The sequence below is a fragment of the Nitrospinota bacterium genome (genome assembly GCA_035528715.1).
Taxonomy (GTDB): domain Bacteria; phylum JADFOP01; class JADFOP01; order DATKYB01; family DATKYB01; genus DATKYB01.
The window spans coordinates 1-15,381 of the sequence record DATKYB010000105.1 but is presented as its reverse complement, the minus strand read 5'-3'; the positions used below and the strand labels follow the sequence as shown (position 1 = coordinate 15,381).

The following is a 15,381-nucleotide window of genomic DNA, read 5'->3' as shown; positions in this document are numbered from 1 at the left end:
AATCCAACTGCCTCTTTCAAAGATAGGGGAATGACCATGGCAGTTTCCAAAGCCTTGGAGGAGGGCTCGAAGGCTGTAATTTGTGCTTCTACAGGAAACACCTCTGCATCTGCTGCGTCCTATGCAGCAAGGGCTGGTATTGAGGCCATTATTATCATTCCTCATGGAAAGATAGCTCTTGGAAAATTGTCTCAAGCAATCATACATGGAGCAAAGGTAATCCAGATAGAAGGTAACTTTGATGATGCCTTAAAGATTGTAAAGCAGATATCTAATCAGTACCCTGTAACCCTCGTTAACTCTATTAATCCTTATAGAATTGAAGGACAAAAGACAGCTGCCTTCGAGGTATGCGACCAGCTCGACCGAAACCCCCCTACATATCATGTTCTTCCTGTAGGGAATGCAGGCAATATCACTGCCTACTGGAAGGGGTATAAAGAATATAACCAAAAAGGGCTTATCAATTCTTTGCCAAGGATGTTAGGGTTTCAGGCAGAAGGTTCTGCTCCTATAGTTCGAGGAAGGATTATTGAAAATCCTGAGACGATTGCTACTGCCATTCGAATAGGTAATCCAGCGAGCTGGAAAACGGCAGAAGCTGCAGCTCAAGAATCAAAGGGATTGATTGATATGGTTTCAGATGATGAAATTTTAAAAGCCTATTACCTGCTTTCTTCTATGGAGGGGGTATTTTGTGAACCTGCTTCAGCTGCAACCATAGCAGGGGTCATCAATTATAATGAGAAGAATTTTTTCAAAAAGGGGGATACAATAGTTTGTACCCTGACAGGTCATGGTCTTAAAGACCCTGATGTAGCTATCAAAGTGTGTCAGAAACCAGAGGTAAGCCCTGCTGAGATAGATGTTATTGTTGAGAAATTAGGATTATAGGAGAGCGATTTGAAATTTATTGTTCTTTTAGGGGATGGAATGGCAGATTTTCCTATTCCAGAATTAGGGAAGAGGACACCCCTGCAGGTAGCAAAGACACCGAATATGGACTTTATAGCAAAGAATGGTTTAACAGGTTCTGTATGCCCAATCCCTAAGGGTTTGCCTCTAGGGAGTGATGTGGCAAATCTTTCGATACTTGGATATGATCCTAAAAAATATTATTCAGGAAGAGCGCCTCTTGAGGCAGCCAGTATAGGAATAGACCTTTCACCTGCAGATGTTGCTTTTCGTTGCAATCTCGTGACCTTAAGGCTTGTAGGTACTGAATTTGTTATGGAAGATTATAGTGCAGGTCATATCAGTACTGAGGATGCTAGGTTTTTGATATCTGATATAGTAAGGGAGTTAAATACAGAGAGTATTTCTTTTTACAGCGGCGTAAGTTATCGGCATCTTATGGTATGGAAGAATGGAAATACCGATTTAGATTTAACCCCCCCACATGATATTCTTAATAAAAAGATAATCGATTTTCTCCCTAAAGGAGAGGATGCAAAGTTATTAATTAAACTTATGAGTGATTCTCAGATAATCTTGAGCAGTCATCAGAAAAATAAAGAGCGGGAAAAAAAAGGGTTAAATCCTGCAAATAGTCTCTGGTTTTGGGGGCAGGGAAAGGCTCCTCATTTGATAAGTTTTAAAGAGAAATACAATCTGACAGGGGCAATTATCTCTGCAGTAGACTTAATTAAAGGATTAGGGATATATGCTGGATTAAAGGTTGTAGATGTTCCTGGAGCAACGGGTTATCTAGATACCAATTATGAGGGAAAGGCAGAGTATGCAATAGCTGAGTTAAAAGAAAGAGACTTTGTCTATCTTCACGTGGAAGCTCCTGATGAGGGAGGACATGCTGGTGATGTAGAGTTAAAGATAAGGGCTATTGAAGATTTTGATTCAAGGGTCGTGGCTAATATTTTAAAAGAGATAGAACAGTTTAAGGAATACAAAATTCTCCTCGTTCCAGACCATGCAACACCAATAAGTTTGAGAACCCATACTGATGGGCATGTTCCATTTGCCATTCTATCAAACAGTTTGGTTTCAGATAAGGGAGAAAAATATGATGAGCTCCTCATAGAAAAGGGTTCTTTGAGGTTTGATAGAGGTTATGAATTAATGGATTATTTTATACAGGGAGATTAAAAAAAATATTTTCTGGGGGAGTAAAATGAGGTTAGTTATTCAAAAATATGGAGGGACTTCAGTAGGAAGCATTGAAAAGATTAAGGCGATTGCAAAGAAAGTTGCTGATAGAAAAAAAGAAGGTGCTGATATTATAGTTGTTGTTTCAGCAATGGCAGGAGAGACCGATAAATTGGTCAACATGGCTCATCAGATTTCTGAAATTCCTGAGAGAAGAGAGTTTGATATGCTCCTCTCCACAGGAGAGAGAGTAACCATTGCGCTTCTTACAATGGCTCTTCAATCTTTGGGTTGCGATGCTATATCCCTAACAGGACGACAGAGCGGTATTATTACCAATAGTTCCTATACAAGAGCCAAGATAAAATATATTACAGGAAAAAGGATAAGGGATGCTCTGAATCAAGGCAAGGTAGTTGTGGTTGCAGGATTTCAAGGTATTGATGAACATGAAAATGTTACAACTTTAGGGAGAGGTGGTTCTGATACCACTGCCGTGGCTATAGCAGCGACCCTTAAGGCTGAAGTTTGTGAAATTTATACTGATGTAGAGGGTGTGTTCACAACAGATCCAAATATCGTTCCTCATGCCAGGAAGTTAGATAAAATATCGTACGAAGAGATGTTAGAAATGGCAAGTTTAGGAGCGAAGGTATTGCATTCAAGATGTTTAGAATTTGGTAAAAAATATAAGATTCCCATTTTAGTCAAATCTACCTTTGGAGGAGGTGAAGGTACATTGGTAACAGATGAGGTTAATATGGAAGAGAGTGTGGTTATAGGTATTGCATATAATAAGAATCAGGCAAAGATAACCATTGCAGGGGTGCCTGATAGACCTGGGATAGCTGCTCAAATTTTTGGTAAGGTTTCACAGGCTGATATTGTTGTCGATATGATTATTCAGAATGTCAGTGAGGGCGGGTTGACTGACGTTTCTTTTACAGTCCAAAAGAGTGATGCAAAAAAGACCTTTCTTCTGATGAAAGAGCTTGTTCCAGAGATCGGGGCAGAAGATGTTAAAATTGATGAGAACATAACCAAGATATCCATTATTGGAGCAGGCATGCAGGGACAGTCCGGCATAGCAACAACTATGTTTTCGTCCCTAGCAAAAGAGAATATAAACATTATGATGATCAGTACTTCAGAGATTAAGATATCATGTGTTATTGATACAAAGTATACTGAACTGGCTGTTAGGGTCTTGCATGATGCCTTTGGTCTAGAAAAACCAAAAGGCTGATTGATTTGGAGTACTGAAAATGGTTTTGAGAGATTGAGATGAGTTTTTTCAAGAAAGGTTTATTAAAATAATAAAGAGGAATGTAAAAATGAGATTGGTAAAGTTATACGATACAACTTTGAGGGATGGTACTCAGGCTGAAGAGATATCTTTTACGCTTGAGGATAAGCTTAGAATTGCTCAAAAACTGGATGAACTTGGAATACATTATATTGAAGGGGGATGGCCAGGGTCTAATCCAAAAGATATCGGTTTTTTCAAGGAGATAAAAAAGATATCCCTTTCCCATTCTAAGATTGCCTCTTTTGGAAGTACAAGAAGAGCAAAACTCAAAGCAGAAGATGACGCTAATATCAAGGCCCTTTTGGAATCGGAAACCCCTGTTGTTACCATCTTTGGAAAGACATGGGACCTTCATGTTAAAGATGCCTTGAGGATTTCCACAGATGAGAACCTGGAATTGATATATGATTCTCTTAACTATCTGAAATCTAAGGTAGATGAGGTCATTTATGATGCAGAACACTTTTTTGATGGTTATAAGAGTAATCCTGAATATGCATTGAAGACATTGCTGACTGCTCAAGAGGCAAAGGTAGACTGTATTGTCCTTTGTGATACGAATGGTGGAACAATGACCCATGAGGTTCAGGACATTATTAATAAGATTAGAGACAAGATGGAAACCCCCTTAGGGATTCACTGCCATAACGATTCAGAGACAGCAGTGGCCAATTCAATTATGGGAGTAAATTCAGGGGTCCAACATATCCAAGGGACAATAAATGGATATGGAGAGAGATGTGGAAACGCCAATCTCTGCTCAATTATTCCAAATCTTAAATTAAAGCTTAAGGTAGATTGCATCTCAGACGAGCAGATGAAGAGATTGGTAGAAGTATCGAGATTTATTGATGAAATGGCCAATTTAAGATCTTGGACGCATCGACCATATGTAGGGAAGAGCGCCTTTGCCCATAAAGGAGGTGTTCATGTTAGCGCCGTTCAAAGAAACCCAGAGACTTATGAGCATATAAAGCCCGAGCTGGTTGGAAACAGACAGAGGGTATTGGTTTCAGATCTATCAGGAAGAAGCAATATTCTCTATAAGGCACAAGAGTTTAATATAGATATAGAGAGTAAGGACCCAACGGTTCAAAATATTTTAGATTCATTAAAGGAATTAGAAAATCAAGGTTTTCAGTTTGAAGGAGCTGAGGCCTCCTTTGAATTATTAATGAAAAAGGCTTTAGGTAAGAGGGAGAAATTTTTTGATTTAAAAGGTTTTAGAGTAATTATAGAAAAACGAAAGGAGGGAACAGAGCCTATCTCTGAGGCAACGATTATGCTTATAGTAGATGGGGAAGTAGAGCATACAGCTGCAGAGGGGAATGGGCCTGTTAATGCACTGGATAATGCCTTGAGAAAGGCCCTGGAGAAATTTTACCCTGAATTAAAAGATATGGTGCTCAACGATTATAAGGTTAGGATTCTGGATGAGTGGAGCGGAACAGAAGCAATAACAAGGGTTTTAATTGAATCAAGAGACCGCGATTCAAGGTGGGGCACTGTTGGTGTTTCCGCAAATATTATTGAGGCAAGCTGGCAGGCCCTCGTTGATAGTATAGAGTATAAATTGCATAAAGAAAAAGATAAAAAAAAGAAGTAATTGTTTAATCTTTAGAGAATTATTCTGAGCGAAAAAATATGAAGATTGAAATGGAAAAAATAGTCTCCTTGTGTAAAAGGAGAGGATTTATATTTCAAAATAGCGAAATCTATGGAGGATTAGGTAATACATGGGATTATGGGCCCTTAGGCGTTGGGCTCAAGAAAAATGTAAAAGAGGCGTGGTGGAAGAATGTTGTCTATGAAAGAGAGGATATGGAAGGCCTAGATTCTGCCATACTCATGCATCCGAATACCTGGTTGGCTTCTGGACATGTTGAAAGCTTTACGGATCTTCTCGTTGACTGCAAGAAATGTAAAAAGAGATTTAGAGAGGATGACTTAGATAAACATATCTGTCCAGAATGTGGTGGTGAACTGACAGATCCACGTCAGTTTAACCTTATGTTTAAAACATTTGTTGGTCCAGTAGAAAATGAGGCTTCGACAGTATATCTAAGACCTGAGACTGCTCAGGGGATATTTATCAATTTTTTCAATATCTTAACTTCTATGAGGAGAAAAATTCCCTTTGGGATTGCTCAGATTGGCAAGGCTTTTAGAAACGAGATTACACCTGGAAATTTCGTTTTCAGAACAAGAGAGTTTGAGCAGATGGAGATTGAGTATTTTGTAAAACCAGGGACAGATAAGGAATGGCATGATTACTGGGTCAACGAGAGGCTTGAATGGTATAAAAAATATGGAATAAAGCAAGAAAATCTACGTCTTAGGGAACATGGAAAGGATGAAATGGCGCATTATGCTAAAAGTTGTTTTGACATAGAATATCTTTTTCCCATGGGCTGGTCAGAACTTGAGGGGATTGCAAACAGAACAGATTTTGATCTCAAACAACACACAAATTACTCAAATAGGAACCTTATCTATTTTGACGAGGAGACAAAAGAGAAATATTTTCCATATGTTATAGAGCCTTCTGCAGGTGTAGATAGATCAAGTCTTGCTTTTTTAATAGATGCGTATAAAGAAGAGGAGGTTAGGGGGAGAAAGAGAGTCTTTTTAAGCTTTCATCCTGATATCGCTCCAGTTAAGGTGGCTGTTCTCCCTCTCTTAAGGAATAGAGGAGACATTGTTGAACTATCAAAGAAGATAAAAAAAGATATTTTAAATCAATATGTTACTGTATATGATGACACAGGTTCCATAGGGAGACTATACAGAAGACAGGATGAGATAGGGACACCTTATTGTATAACCGTAGATGTCCAGTCTCTGGAGGATAGAGCTGTTACCATTAGAGAGAGGGATTCTATGCAGCAGGATCGGATTTCTATAGACCAGATATCCCAATACCTCAAAGATAAATTTAGTCTTCTTCATTAGAATAGAGAATAAAAACTTGATATAACCCTTTGTTTTATAGAAAGTTTAAGAAAAACGAGAAATTTTATATTTTTTTCTTGACAAAACTTTCATTTAGAATATAATTCAATCTCTGGAAGGGCCAGCAGACCACCAGACCTTAGACCAACCAAAGAGTAACTTTTATATGAGAGAAATTGTGCGTTCTGTAATGTCTGGTGAGAAAGGCCTTCAAATTTTGGATTTCACCTAACCGTAAATCATTATAAAAGGGTGAGTTATGCCAAAAGCAGAACAAGATGAAGGAATCAAGCAAGTCTTGCGTGTAATGGATACTGGCCTTGATGATGTAGGAAAGGGGCTGGCGAGGGTAGATGAAGAGGATTTAAAGCTCATTAAGGCTGTTCCAGGTGACCTCTTAAAAATCACAGGTAAAAAATCAACTGTTGCCAGAGCCATTCAAATCTTTCATCAATACAAAGGCAAAAAGGTTATTCAGATCGATGGTATAACCAGGGAAAATTGCGGTGCCCTTAAGGATGAATGGGTTACAATAGAAAAGGTCCTCTGGACACCTGCCGAAATCTTACTCCTCTCCTCCATTGACACATCCCGCCCTGCTCCTAAAGATGAAGAACTCAGGCACTTAGTCCAACTCTTAAATGGTATGCCCATTTTGAAGGGTGATAAGGTCCAGGTAACCTTTTTTGGTGCAAGAGGTCAATTTTTTCTTGTAGAGGGAACCAGTCCCGCTGGTGCAGTGATTGTCAATATCAATACGCAGGTTAAGATTAGGGAAGCTGAGGGGATTATAGAGAAGACCTCTCGGGTTTCTTACGAAGATATCGGTGGTCTTGCAAGGGAGGTTTACAGGATTAGGGAGATGGTAGAGCTCCCCTTGAAATTTCCTGACCTCTTCGCCCGAATGGGCATTGAAGCCCCAAAAGGCGTCCTTATGTATGGGCCTCCCGGAACCGGAAAGACCCTTATTGCAAGGGCAGTATCCAATGAAGTAAAGGCTCACTTTATCCATGTGAATGGACCAGAGATTATCCACAAGTTCTATGGAGAGAGTGAAGCGAAATTAAGGGAGGTCTTTGAAGAGGGATCCCGAAATGCCCCCAGTATCATCTTCTTGGACGAGATAGATGCTGTTGCTCCAAAGAGGGTTCAGGTTATCGGTGATGTCGAAAAGAGGGTCGTAGCACAGCTTTTGGCATTAATGGATGGGTTAGTATCAAGGGGTCAGGTGATCGTTATTGGTGCAACGAATGTTCCAGAATTAGTCGACCCGGCTATCAGAAGACCCGGGCGTTTTGACCGTGAAATCGCCATTAGTATTCCTAATCGGCTGGGAAGAAAAGAAATATTACAGATCCATACAAGAACAATGCCCCTTACCTCTGATTTTGACATCGATAGTATTGCAAATATTACCCATGGTTTTGTAGGTGCAGATATTGAGATTTTAGCAAAAGAGGCCGGAATGAGGGCACTAAGAAGGATTTTGCCAGATGTTGTTGCGATTCGGGATTATAAACCCTTTGAAACTGATATTCAGCTAGAGGTATGCCAGGATGATTTTCTAGAGGCCTTTAAAGAGATTGAGCCCACAGCCACAAGGGAATTTCTGGCAGAGAGGCCTACGGTCAAATTCAGTGACATAGGGGGATTGAAGAAGGTAAAAAATACCTTAAGATCTATCATTGAATTACCCCTGAAGCATTCCACATTCTTTGACAATATCCATTTCAGACCTCCCCAAGGCATACTCTTTTCAGGTCCCACAGGAATAGGGAAAACTGCTTTAGCAAGAGCCCTGGCAGGCGAGAATGATCTCGCCCTTATCTCGGTTGACCAGTCTGTTCTCTTTTCTAAATGGATGGGAGAATCAGAAAAGGCTCTGAGGGCATTATTTAAGATGGCGAACTTTGCTGCTCCCTGTATCCTTTTCTTTGATGAGATTGATGGTATTGCCTCTAAGAGAGGAACAGGAACGACTGATCATGGAGCAGGGGCTCAGAGAATGGTAAGCCAGCTTTTAAGGGAACTGGATGGATTAAAAAACATACAGGGAGTTATCGCTGTTGCTGCTACGAACAGATTAGACCTTGTTGATAATGCTCTTTTAAGGCCTGGCCGTTTTGATTATATTATAGAGCTACCTGTACCTGATAAAGAAGAGCGGATAGATATATTTAAGGTTTATACCAAAGATACTATTTTGGGCAAAGATGTTGATTTTAAAGAGTTGGCTGAAAAAACAGAGGGATTTGTTGGTGCTGATATAGAGAGCCTTTGCAAAAAAGCCACACTTTTAGCTGTACAGGATTTCTTTGATAGCCAAGGGTCAAAGGTTTCTGAAAAAGCAAAAGAATTTCAGGTTAAACGGGAGTACTTTTTAAGAGCCTTAAAAGAAATTATCCCTCCTTCTACTGAAGAATACGGTAAAAAAAAGAAGAAAAAATCCAAAAAACACTAAGAGAAAGGATAAGGGTGTGACAACTGACAGATTACCAAAGGATGATATTTTAGGTGATCTGGAAGGTCTATTGGATGAATTTAGAGAGCTTCTCAAATACTATAGTCCCTCCTGTCTCGTTTCTGATGCATCAGATAATGATTGCGTCATGGCAAGTGCTATAAAACCCATCTTCAGCAAAAAGATTTCAGGTTCAGCCCTCACGATAAAGATTGATCCCCATAACTGCTTTTCGAGCATTGAAATCATCAAACATATTAAAGCGGGTCAAATAGTAGTTGTCGATGCCAAAGGAGAAACAGAAGTATCTGTCATTGGAGGGATCATATCCAGCGTTTTAAAACAAAAAGGCGCTCTTGGTGCAATCGTTGATGGAGCGGTTAGAGATATTGATGAGGTAAGAGATATGGGTTTTCCCCTTTTTTCAAGAGCCGTTGTTCCTAAGTCTTTAATCTATTCCTGTTCAGAGGATGATGAAACTCACCCCATAGAGGTAAACGTCCCTATTCATTGTGGCGGGGTTCTGGTTCACCCAAATGATATTATTGTGGCGGATGATGTGGGTGTGGCTGTGATTCCCCATGACAAAGCCAGGTCAGTATTAAAAAGGGCAAAAGAGATTGCAAAAAGAGAGGGAGAGCTTTCAAAAAAGATAAAGGGGAAAATGAATATAGAGGAGATTATGGAAATGACGAAAAAAATCATTTCGTCTATTTCCTAAACATGAAAACAAAATAACTCCAGATGATCCATTGGCTCCTGGTTTTGTTTGGATACAAAAGAAAGGGGGGAGAGAAGTTTATTTGTGAGCCGAAAAAACAGGAGGAGAACATGCTCCTGTTAAACGTCAGTTAATACCGAAGTAAAAAAATCGAAACTTAAGGAGGTGTATTGAATGGCGGTAAATGAAATTACTACGTGGGCATGCGGTGTTTTGCAGGATACAAATGGTAGAGACGTATCGAAAGTTTTGGGTGCTGCAGCCGGAAAAGAAGGTAAAGACATCTGGGTTATCGACAACTATGCTGACCTACCTGACAGAGTGAATGTTCCCGTGAGAAAGTATTGTAAAATCAGCGATGAGCCGATTAAAGAGAAGTTTCTGTATGAGAATCACCATCCAAACATCGTGGTACTGATGGAAGACGTCTATGCCAAGGCATATAACATCTTAAAAGGCGCCCCAAAAGGCGTTACATTGGTTGTTAACACCAACAAAGACTTTGACTTCGTCCTCGACATGATGGCTGCTAACCCTGACAAGGGTAAGATAAAGAAGTTGGCCGTTGTTGATGCAAGCAGTATTGCTCCTGGTGTTGACAGAGACCTGATGGATATCGAGGGTGCAGAGGGTGGCTCTCAGATTGGAAAAGGAATCGGTGCTTGTCTGGCTGCAGTTGTTGCCAAGGTTACTGGTGTTGTTTCATTAGACAATGTCATGGCTGTTGTTGCTAATAAAGAGGCGGCTAAAAAGGCCGTTGATTCAGTCAAAGTAAAAGAGTTATAAGAAAGATAAAGTATCTAAAGGGGGTGAATCAATGTTTGATACGAAAAAATTACAAGTTCCTATACCTGCTCACTTAGAGATTCCCGAAGGGGGTGTGGTTGAATCACCTAAGCCTGATGGAGAGCAGGATCAGTTTCCATCAGGGGGCTGGAGAATATTGAGATCAGTGATCGACCAAGAGAGATGCACAAAGTGCCTCACCTGCTGGCTGGCCTGTCCTGAACCCTGTATAGAGCTTGCTGAGGATCGTAGTGTTTCTATAGACCTCAAGTACTGCAAGGGATGCGGTTGCTGTGCCAATGTCTGCCCTGTTCAGTGTATCTCTAGGGTTCCTGAAAGTGATTTTAAAGGCGATGTCGAATTTATGGATGAACCATTTTAATGCTAACTGAAAGCGAGGTGAAAGTATAATGCCAAAAAAGTTTATTCCTGGACTTGCTGCAGCGGCTAATGCTGCTGTACAGGCCGATGTTGATGTTATTTCATCCTATCCCATTAGACCCTATACCGGTTTAATGATTCAGCTTTCCCAGGCTGTTGCTAATGGAGATTTGGATGCTGAGTTTGTCCACGGAGAGGGAGAGCACGGGCAGCTGGCTATTGTCCACGGAGCATCTCTTGCTGGTGCAAGAACAATGACCGGAAGCTCTGGCGTGGGTGTAACCTATCCTATGGAGGTCTATTCTCCTATCTCTGGTGACAGATGTCCCGTACAGATGGTTATTGCTGACAGAACACTGGACCCTCCTGGAGACTTTGGTCAGGAGCATACAGATGCACTGAGCACAAAGGATCAGGGATGGTTGCTCGGATGGGCTTCCCTTCCTCAGGAGGTTTATGACAACACTCTTATTTACTACAGGGTTGGAGAGGATCCCAAGGTTCTGCTTCCTCAGATGAACTGTCACGACGGCTACTTTGTTTCCCATATTGCAAACTGGGTTAATATTGGTGAGCAGTCTCAGGTTGATGAGTTCTTACCTCCATATAAGGCACAAAGGCCATTGGACCCTCTAAGACCTGTTGGCCACGGTCCCCAGATTTATGCTAACCAAGGCCCTGCCTTGGAGGCGACAAGATTCAATGCTATATGGGGTGCCAGAGAGGTTATCCAGCAGGCTGTCAAAGAATATAATGAGATCTTTAAGAGAGATGTCGATCCATTTGTTGAGCTCTATCACATGGATGATGCTGAGATAGCCATTTTTATCCAGGGTTGCCATGCTCATACCTGCAAGTATGCCATTGACGACCTAAGAAAAGAAGGGGTTAAGATCGGTATGGTCAGACCAAAATGGATTAGACCTTTCCCATCCCCAGAAGTAGCGGAGGCTCTCAGCAAGTGTAAGGCTGTAGGTGTTGTTGAGACAAACAACTCCTTTGGTGCATCTGGATATGCTGGCCAATTGACCCCTGAGGTTTGTGCTGCTCTTGTTAAAGGGGCTGTGAAGGTGGATAAGGTGCCTCAGGTTGCTTCCTTTATGGCTGGATTGGGTGGACACCCTGTTAAGATTGAACAGTTTAAATTTATGGCTGAGATTCTGGCTAAGGGAGCTAAAGGACAGTTTGATAAACCAACCTACTGGGTTGACCTGGAGTGTGAAGTTGAGATGTAAAAAACCTTTATGGATTATAAATATTGAACGAAAGGAGGAGTGAATTTTGGCTAAAGTAAATAGACCAAAACTAGAACTTGCTAAATCTATTGCAAAGGTTCCAGATGTTGCCAGGTCAGAGTACTATGTTAAAGGACACAGGACATGCGCTGGATGTGGGCCTGCAATAGCTTATCGATTGGCCTGTAAGGCTGCTGGTAAGAATTCGATATTCTTTGGGCCTACAGGTTGTATGTACGTTGCAAATACCAGTTACCTCTGCGTACCATGGGCTGTGCCTTGGACACATACCCAGATTACGGACGCAGGCGCTGTTGCTTCTGGAGTCGCTGCTGCATACGAGGCGATGATTCGAAAGGGGAAATACAAAGGAGATTATCCAGGTATCGTTGTTTTTGCTGGTGATGGTGGTTCTATTGATATAGGTCTCCAAGCCATGTCAGCTGCGATGTACAGAGACCATGACTTTCTGTTTATCTGCTATGACAACGAGGCCTATGCCAACACAGGTATCCAGACATCTCCTACAACCCCTTACGGAGCAAACACATCCTTTACGCCTCCTGGACCCGTTATCCCAGAGGCTAAAAAGCTGTTTCCAAAAGACGCCGCCAAGCTGGTATCTGAAGGACATCCTTCTGCTAGGTTTGTTGCTACAGCTTCCATTGGATACCCTGTTGACTATATCAACAAGGTCAGAAAGGCTCTGAATGCCGAGGGAGCAACCTTTCTCCATGTCCATGCTCCTTGTCCAAAGGGATGGAGATTTGATGCTGACAAGACCATAGAGATAGCAAAGCTGGCTGTTGAGACCGGTATGTTCTCTCTCTGGGAAAAAGAAGGCATGACTGCGCCTTACAAGATAACCTATATGCCGAAGAAGATGAAACCTGTGAAAGAGTACATGGCTCTGCAGGAGAGATTTGCTCACCTGAAACCCGAGCATATTGTCAAAATGCAGAATTTCGTCAATGCTAAGTGTGCTGGTTTAGGGATTGAAGCTCCTACACCTCCTGTAGCATAAGTCTCTGATTCATATCTGGTTGTTTTGAGAAGGTAAAAGAAGATGAGGGTATGCATAAAAAAAATGCTTCTGCATACCCTCATCTGATTTAAATGACATTATAATACTTTTTCTCTGTTAATATTAATATGGTTTTAAATATATGCTTAGCCATGGGTTTCTTTTTAAATTTTTTTCTATTATTTTTATTGTTTTCTCTCTTTTCTTTTTTGTCCTTTACCCTGTAACCTCTTCGCCAACTCATGCGTCTGATAAGCTCTTACCACCAAAGGATAGGGGCCTTAAAGAAATCATTTTTCTCCTCGTCGTATCTATAATAATTATCCTTGGGGGATGTGAAACCTTTGCCAATGCTGTCGAGCATGTAGGGAATAAGGCAGGTTTATCTCATGCTGCTGCAGGAAGCCTCTTGGCAGCTGTGGGAACAGCCATGCCTGAGACAATGATTCCCATATTAGCTTTAGTTTTTGGCGCCGGGGGACACGGAGAAGAGATAGGTATTGGTGCTATTCTGGGTGCTCCCTTTATGTTGACAACCCTCGCCTTTTTCTTATTGGGAATTACGGTATTTATCTTAAGGTTTTCAGGGAGGAGGGAAAGAGCCCATCTTAGACCTGATCTTTCTGCGGTTAGGTTTGAGCTCAAGTACTTTATTTTTGTTATGATTTTGATTCTTGGCATTTCCTTATTAAGAAATGACAAGATAAACTATATCGGCGCTGTCCTTCTTGTCCTCCTTTATGCCATATATTTTAAGATTACACTAAAACATAAAAGCCAGGTTCAAGAGGAGTATTCAGAGCTTTTGTATTTTAATCGATTTTTTAAACTAAAGAAGAATTGGACCAATATTATATTTCAGGTCTTATTTGGTTTGGGGTGTATCATTCTTGGTGCAACAGTCTTTGTAAATAACATTGCTCTGTTATCAGAGGCAATTGGGGTTTCTGCCCTTGTGCTTTCGTTAATCATTGCCCCTGTTGCTACAGAATTGCCTGAGAAATATAATTCGATTAGCTGGACCATAAGAGGCAAGGATACCTTAGCATTTACAAATATAACAGGCGCCATGACCTTCCAGTCTATGATACCTGTATCCATCGGTCTTCTCTTTACAAGCTGGGAGCTCCGTTCTACAGAAATCATTAATATTTCTTTTGCTTTGGTTTCAGCAATTTTGGTCTTTTTAACAATAAGAAGAAGAGATTCATTGCCTGCCTTGATTTTACTCGTAGGCGGTATTCTGTATAGTATTTATATCTTTAGGATATTTTCTATCATCTGAAGAGATATGGTCGTATCTATTTGAACTGATATCTCAAAAAAGAGATAGAAGAGAGGAGTAGAGAGAATAATGTTAGAGCCGGTTAAAAGCAGGAAGATATATGAAAATATCGTTGATCAGATAAAAAAGATGATTATACAAGGGAGCTTGAAGATAGGGGATCGGCTCCCCTCTGAAAGAGAGCTTGCTGAGAGTTTGAAGGTAAGCCGCACTTCTGTAAGAGAGGCGTTGAGAACATTAGAAAACATGGGTCTTGTTGAGTGTCGATCAGGAGATGGCAATTTTGTAAAGGATTTAACAGTAGATTCTCTGGCAAATTCGATTGCGCTTAGAATACCCCTTCAAAAGGGAACAATATTACAGCTGTTTGAATTAAGAAAAATAATTGAGCCAGGGATTGTTCGTATTGCAGCTGAGAGAGTAACCGACGAGGATATTTTGAGAATGGAGAGTATCATCGATAAACAGAAAAGCATTGTGGAACAGGGAAAAAGTATCGCTGACATTGATGACGAATTCCATCGTTCTATTGCCGTGGCATCAAAGAACAAAATGATAATGAGAATTATCAATACAGTTATAGGCCTTGAAACGGAAACCAATGAATCAAATATAGAAATCAAGGAAAGACCCCGTCAATCCCTGAAATCGCATATGAATATTTTAAAATATCTCAAAGCAAGAGAGCAAGAAAAGGCAAGAAGGGCAATGCTTACCCATCTGTTAACTGTTGAGAGGCTCATCAGAAAGAATCTGGAAAAAGTCTAAATTTTTAGAAAGTTAAAAGGATGTGAAATAGAGATGAAGATACTGATAACTGGGGGTTCGGGTTCTGTAGGGAGTTATACGGTTCCACGGTTAATCAAAAAGGGGCATGAGATAAAGGTATTAGATAAGAGCATTGATCTTCTTAAGGGTAAGGAAGGGAAGGGTCTAGAGCTGGTAGAGGGTGGAGTAGAAGAGAGGGATAAGGTAAGGGAGGCAGTAAAAGACACAGAGGTTGTGGTTCATCTTGCCTGGTCATTTTCTGAGGATCCTTTTGAGACCTTTGAAGTCGATATGATGGGACTTTTAAATTTACTAGATGCATCGGTTAAAAGTAAGGTAAAGCAATTTATATTTGT

The 15,381-nt window shown here is 40.7% G+C and carries 14 protein-coding genes; all 14 read left to right on the top strand.

What is annotated here, in order from left to right; all coding sequences use genetic code 11:
- On the top strand, positions 1-894 hold an 894-nt coding region (gene thrC / locus VMW81_07625), incomplete at its 5' end, for a threonine synthase (GenBank protein HUU50813.1).
- Between the two features lie 9 nt (positions 895-903).
- A complete protein-coding gene (locus VMW81_07620; protein HUU50812.1) occupies positions 904-2,103 on the top strand; it encodes a cofactor-independent phosphoglycerate mutase in 1,200 nt (399 codons plus the stop codon).
- A 25-nt stretch (positions 2,104-2,128) separates the two neighbouring features.
- Positions 2,129-3,349 (top strand): aspartate kinase, encoded by a 1,221-nt coding sequence (locus tag VMW81_07615; protein ID HUU50811.1) that lies wholly within the window; start codon positions 2,129-2,131, stop codon positions 3,347-3,349.
- 88 nt (positions 3,350-3,437) lie between these two features.
- Positions 3,438-5,018, top strand: coding sequence for a citramalate synthase (cimA, locus tag VMW81_07610; protein HUU50810.1), 1,581 nt, complete (start codon positions 3,438-3,440; stop codon positions 5,016-5,018).
- A 38-nt stretch (positions 5,019-5,056) separates the two neighbouring features.
- Positions 5,057-6,364 (top strand): glycine--tRNA ligase, encoded by a 1,308-nt coding sequence (locus VMW81_07605; protein HUU50809.1) that lies wholly within the window; start codon positions 5,057-5,059, stop codon positions 6,362-6,364.
- A gap of 259 nt (positions 6,365-6,623) precedes the next feature.
- On the top strand, positions 6,624-8,825 hold the full coding sequence (locus VMW81_07600; GenBank protein HUU50808.1) for a CDC48 family AAA ATPase: 2,202 nt from the start codon (positions 6,624-6,626) through the stop codon (positions 8,823-8,825).
- Between the two features lie 16 nt (positions 8,826-8,841).
- Positions 8,842-9,546 carry an RraA family protein gene (locus tag VMW81_07595; GenBank protein HUU50807.1) on the top strand — a complete coding sequence of 235 codons (705 nt, stop codon included), beginning with the start codon at positions 8,842-8,844 and terminating at the stop codon, positions 9,544-9,546.
- 174 nt (positions 9,547-9,720) lie between these two features.
- Positions 9,721-10,332: a pyruvate ferredoxin oxidoreductase gene (locus tag VMW81_07590; GenBank protein ID HUU50806.1), complete on the top strand. Its 612-nt coding sequence runs from the start codon at positions 9,721-9,723 to the stop codon at positions 10,330-10,332.
- A gap of 31 nt (positions 10,333-10,363) precedes the next feature.
- Positions 10,364-10,714 carry a 4Fe-4S binding protein gene (locus VMW81_07585; GenBank protein HUU50805.1) on the top strand — a complete coding sequence of 117 codons (351 nt, stop codon included), beginning with the start codon at positions 10,364-10,366 and terminating at the stop codon, positions 10,712-10,714.
- Between the two features lie 28 nt (positions 10,715-10,742).
- Positions 10,743-11,948: a pyruvate ferredoxin oxidoreductase gene (locus tag VMW81_07580; GenBank protein ID HUU50804.1), complete on the top strand. Its 1,206-nt coding sequence runs from the start codon at positions 10,743-10,745 to the stop codon at positions 11,946-11,948.
- Between the two features lie 46 nt (positions 11,949-11,994).
- Positions 11,995-12,972, top strand: a complete 978-nt coding sequence (locus VMW81_07575; GenBank protein HUU50803.1) for a thiamine pyrophosphate-dependent enzyme — start codon at positions 11,995-11,997, stop codon at positions 12,970-12,972.
- Positions 12,973-13,114: 142 nt separating this feature from the next.
- Positions 13,115-14,257, top strand: a complete 1,143-nt coding sequence (locus tag VMW81_07570) for a sodium:calcium antiporter (protein ID HUU50802.1) — start codon at positions 13,115-13,117, stop codon at positions 14,255-14,257.
- A gap of 69 nt (positions 14,258-14,326) precedes the next feature.
- Positions 14,327-15,025 (top strand): FadR/GntR family transcriptional regulator, encoded by a 699-nt coding sequence (locus VMW81_07565; protein ID HUU50801.1) that lies wholly within the window; start codon positions 14,327-14,329, stop codon positions 15,023-15,025.
- Between the two features lie 33 nt (positions 15,026-15,058).
- A partial coding sequence (locus VMW81_07560; protein HUU50800.1) for an NAD(P)-dependent oxidoreductase occupies positions 15,059-15,381 on the top strand: 323 nt, incomplete at its 3' end.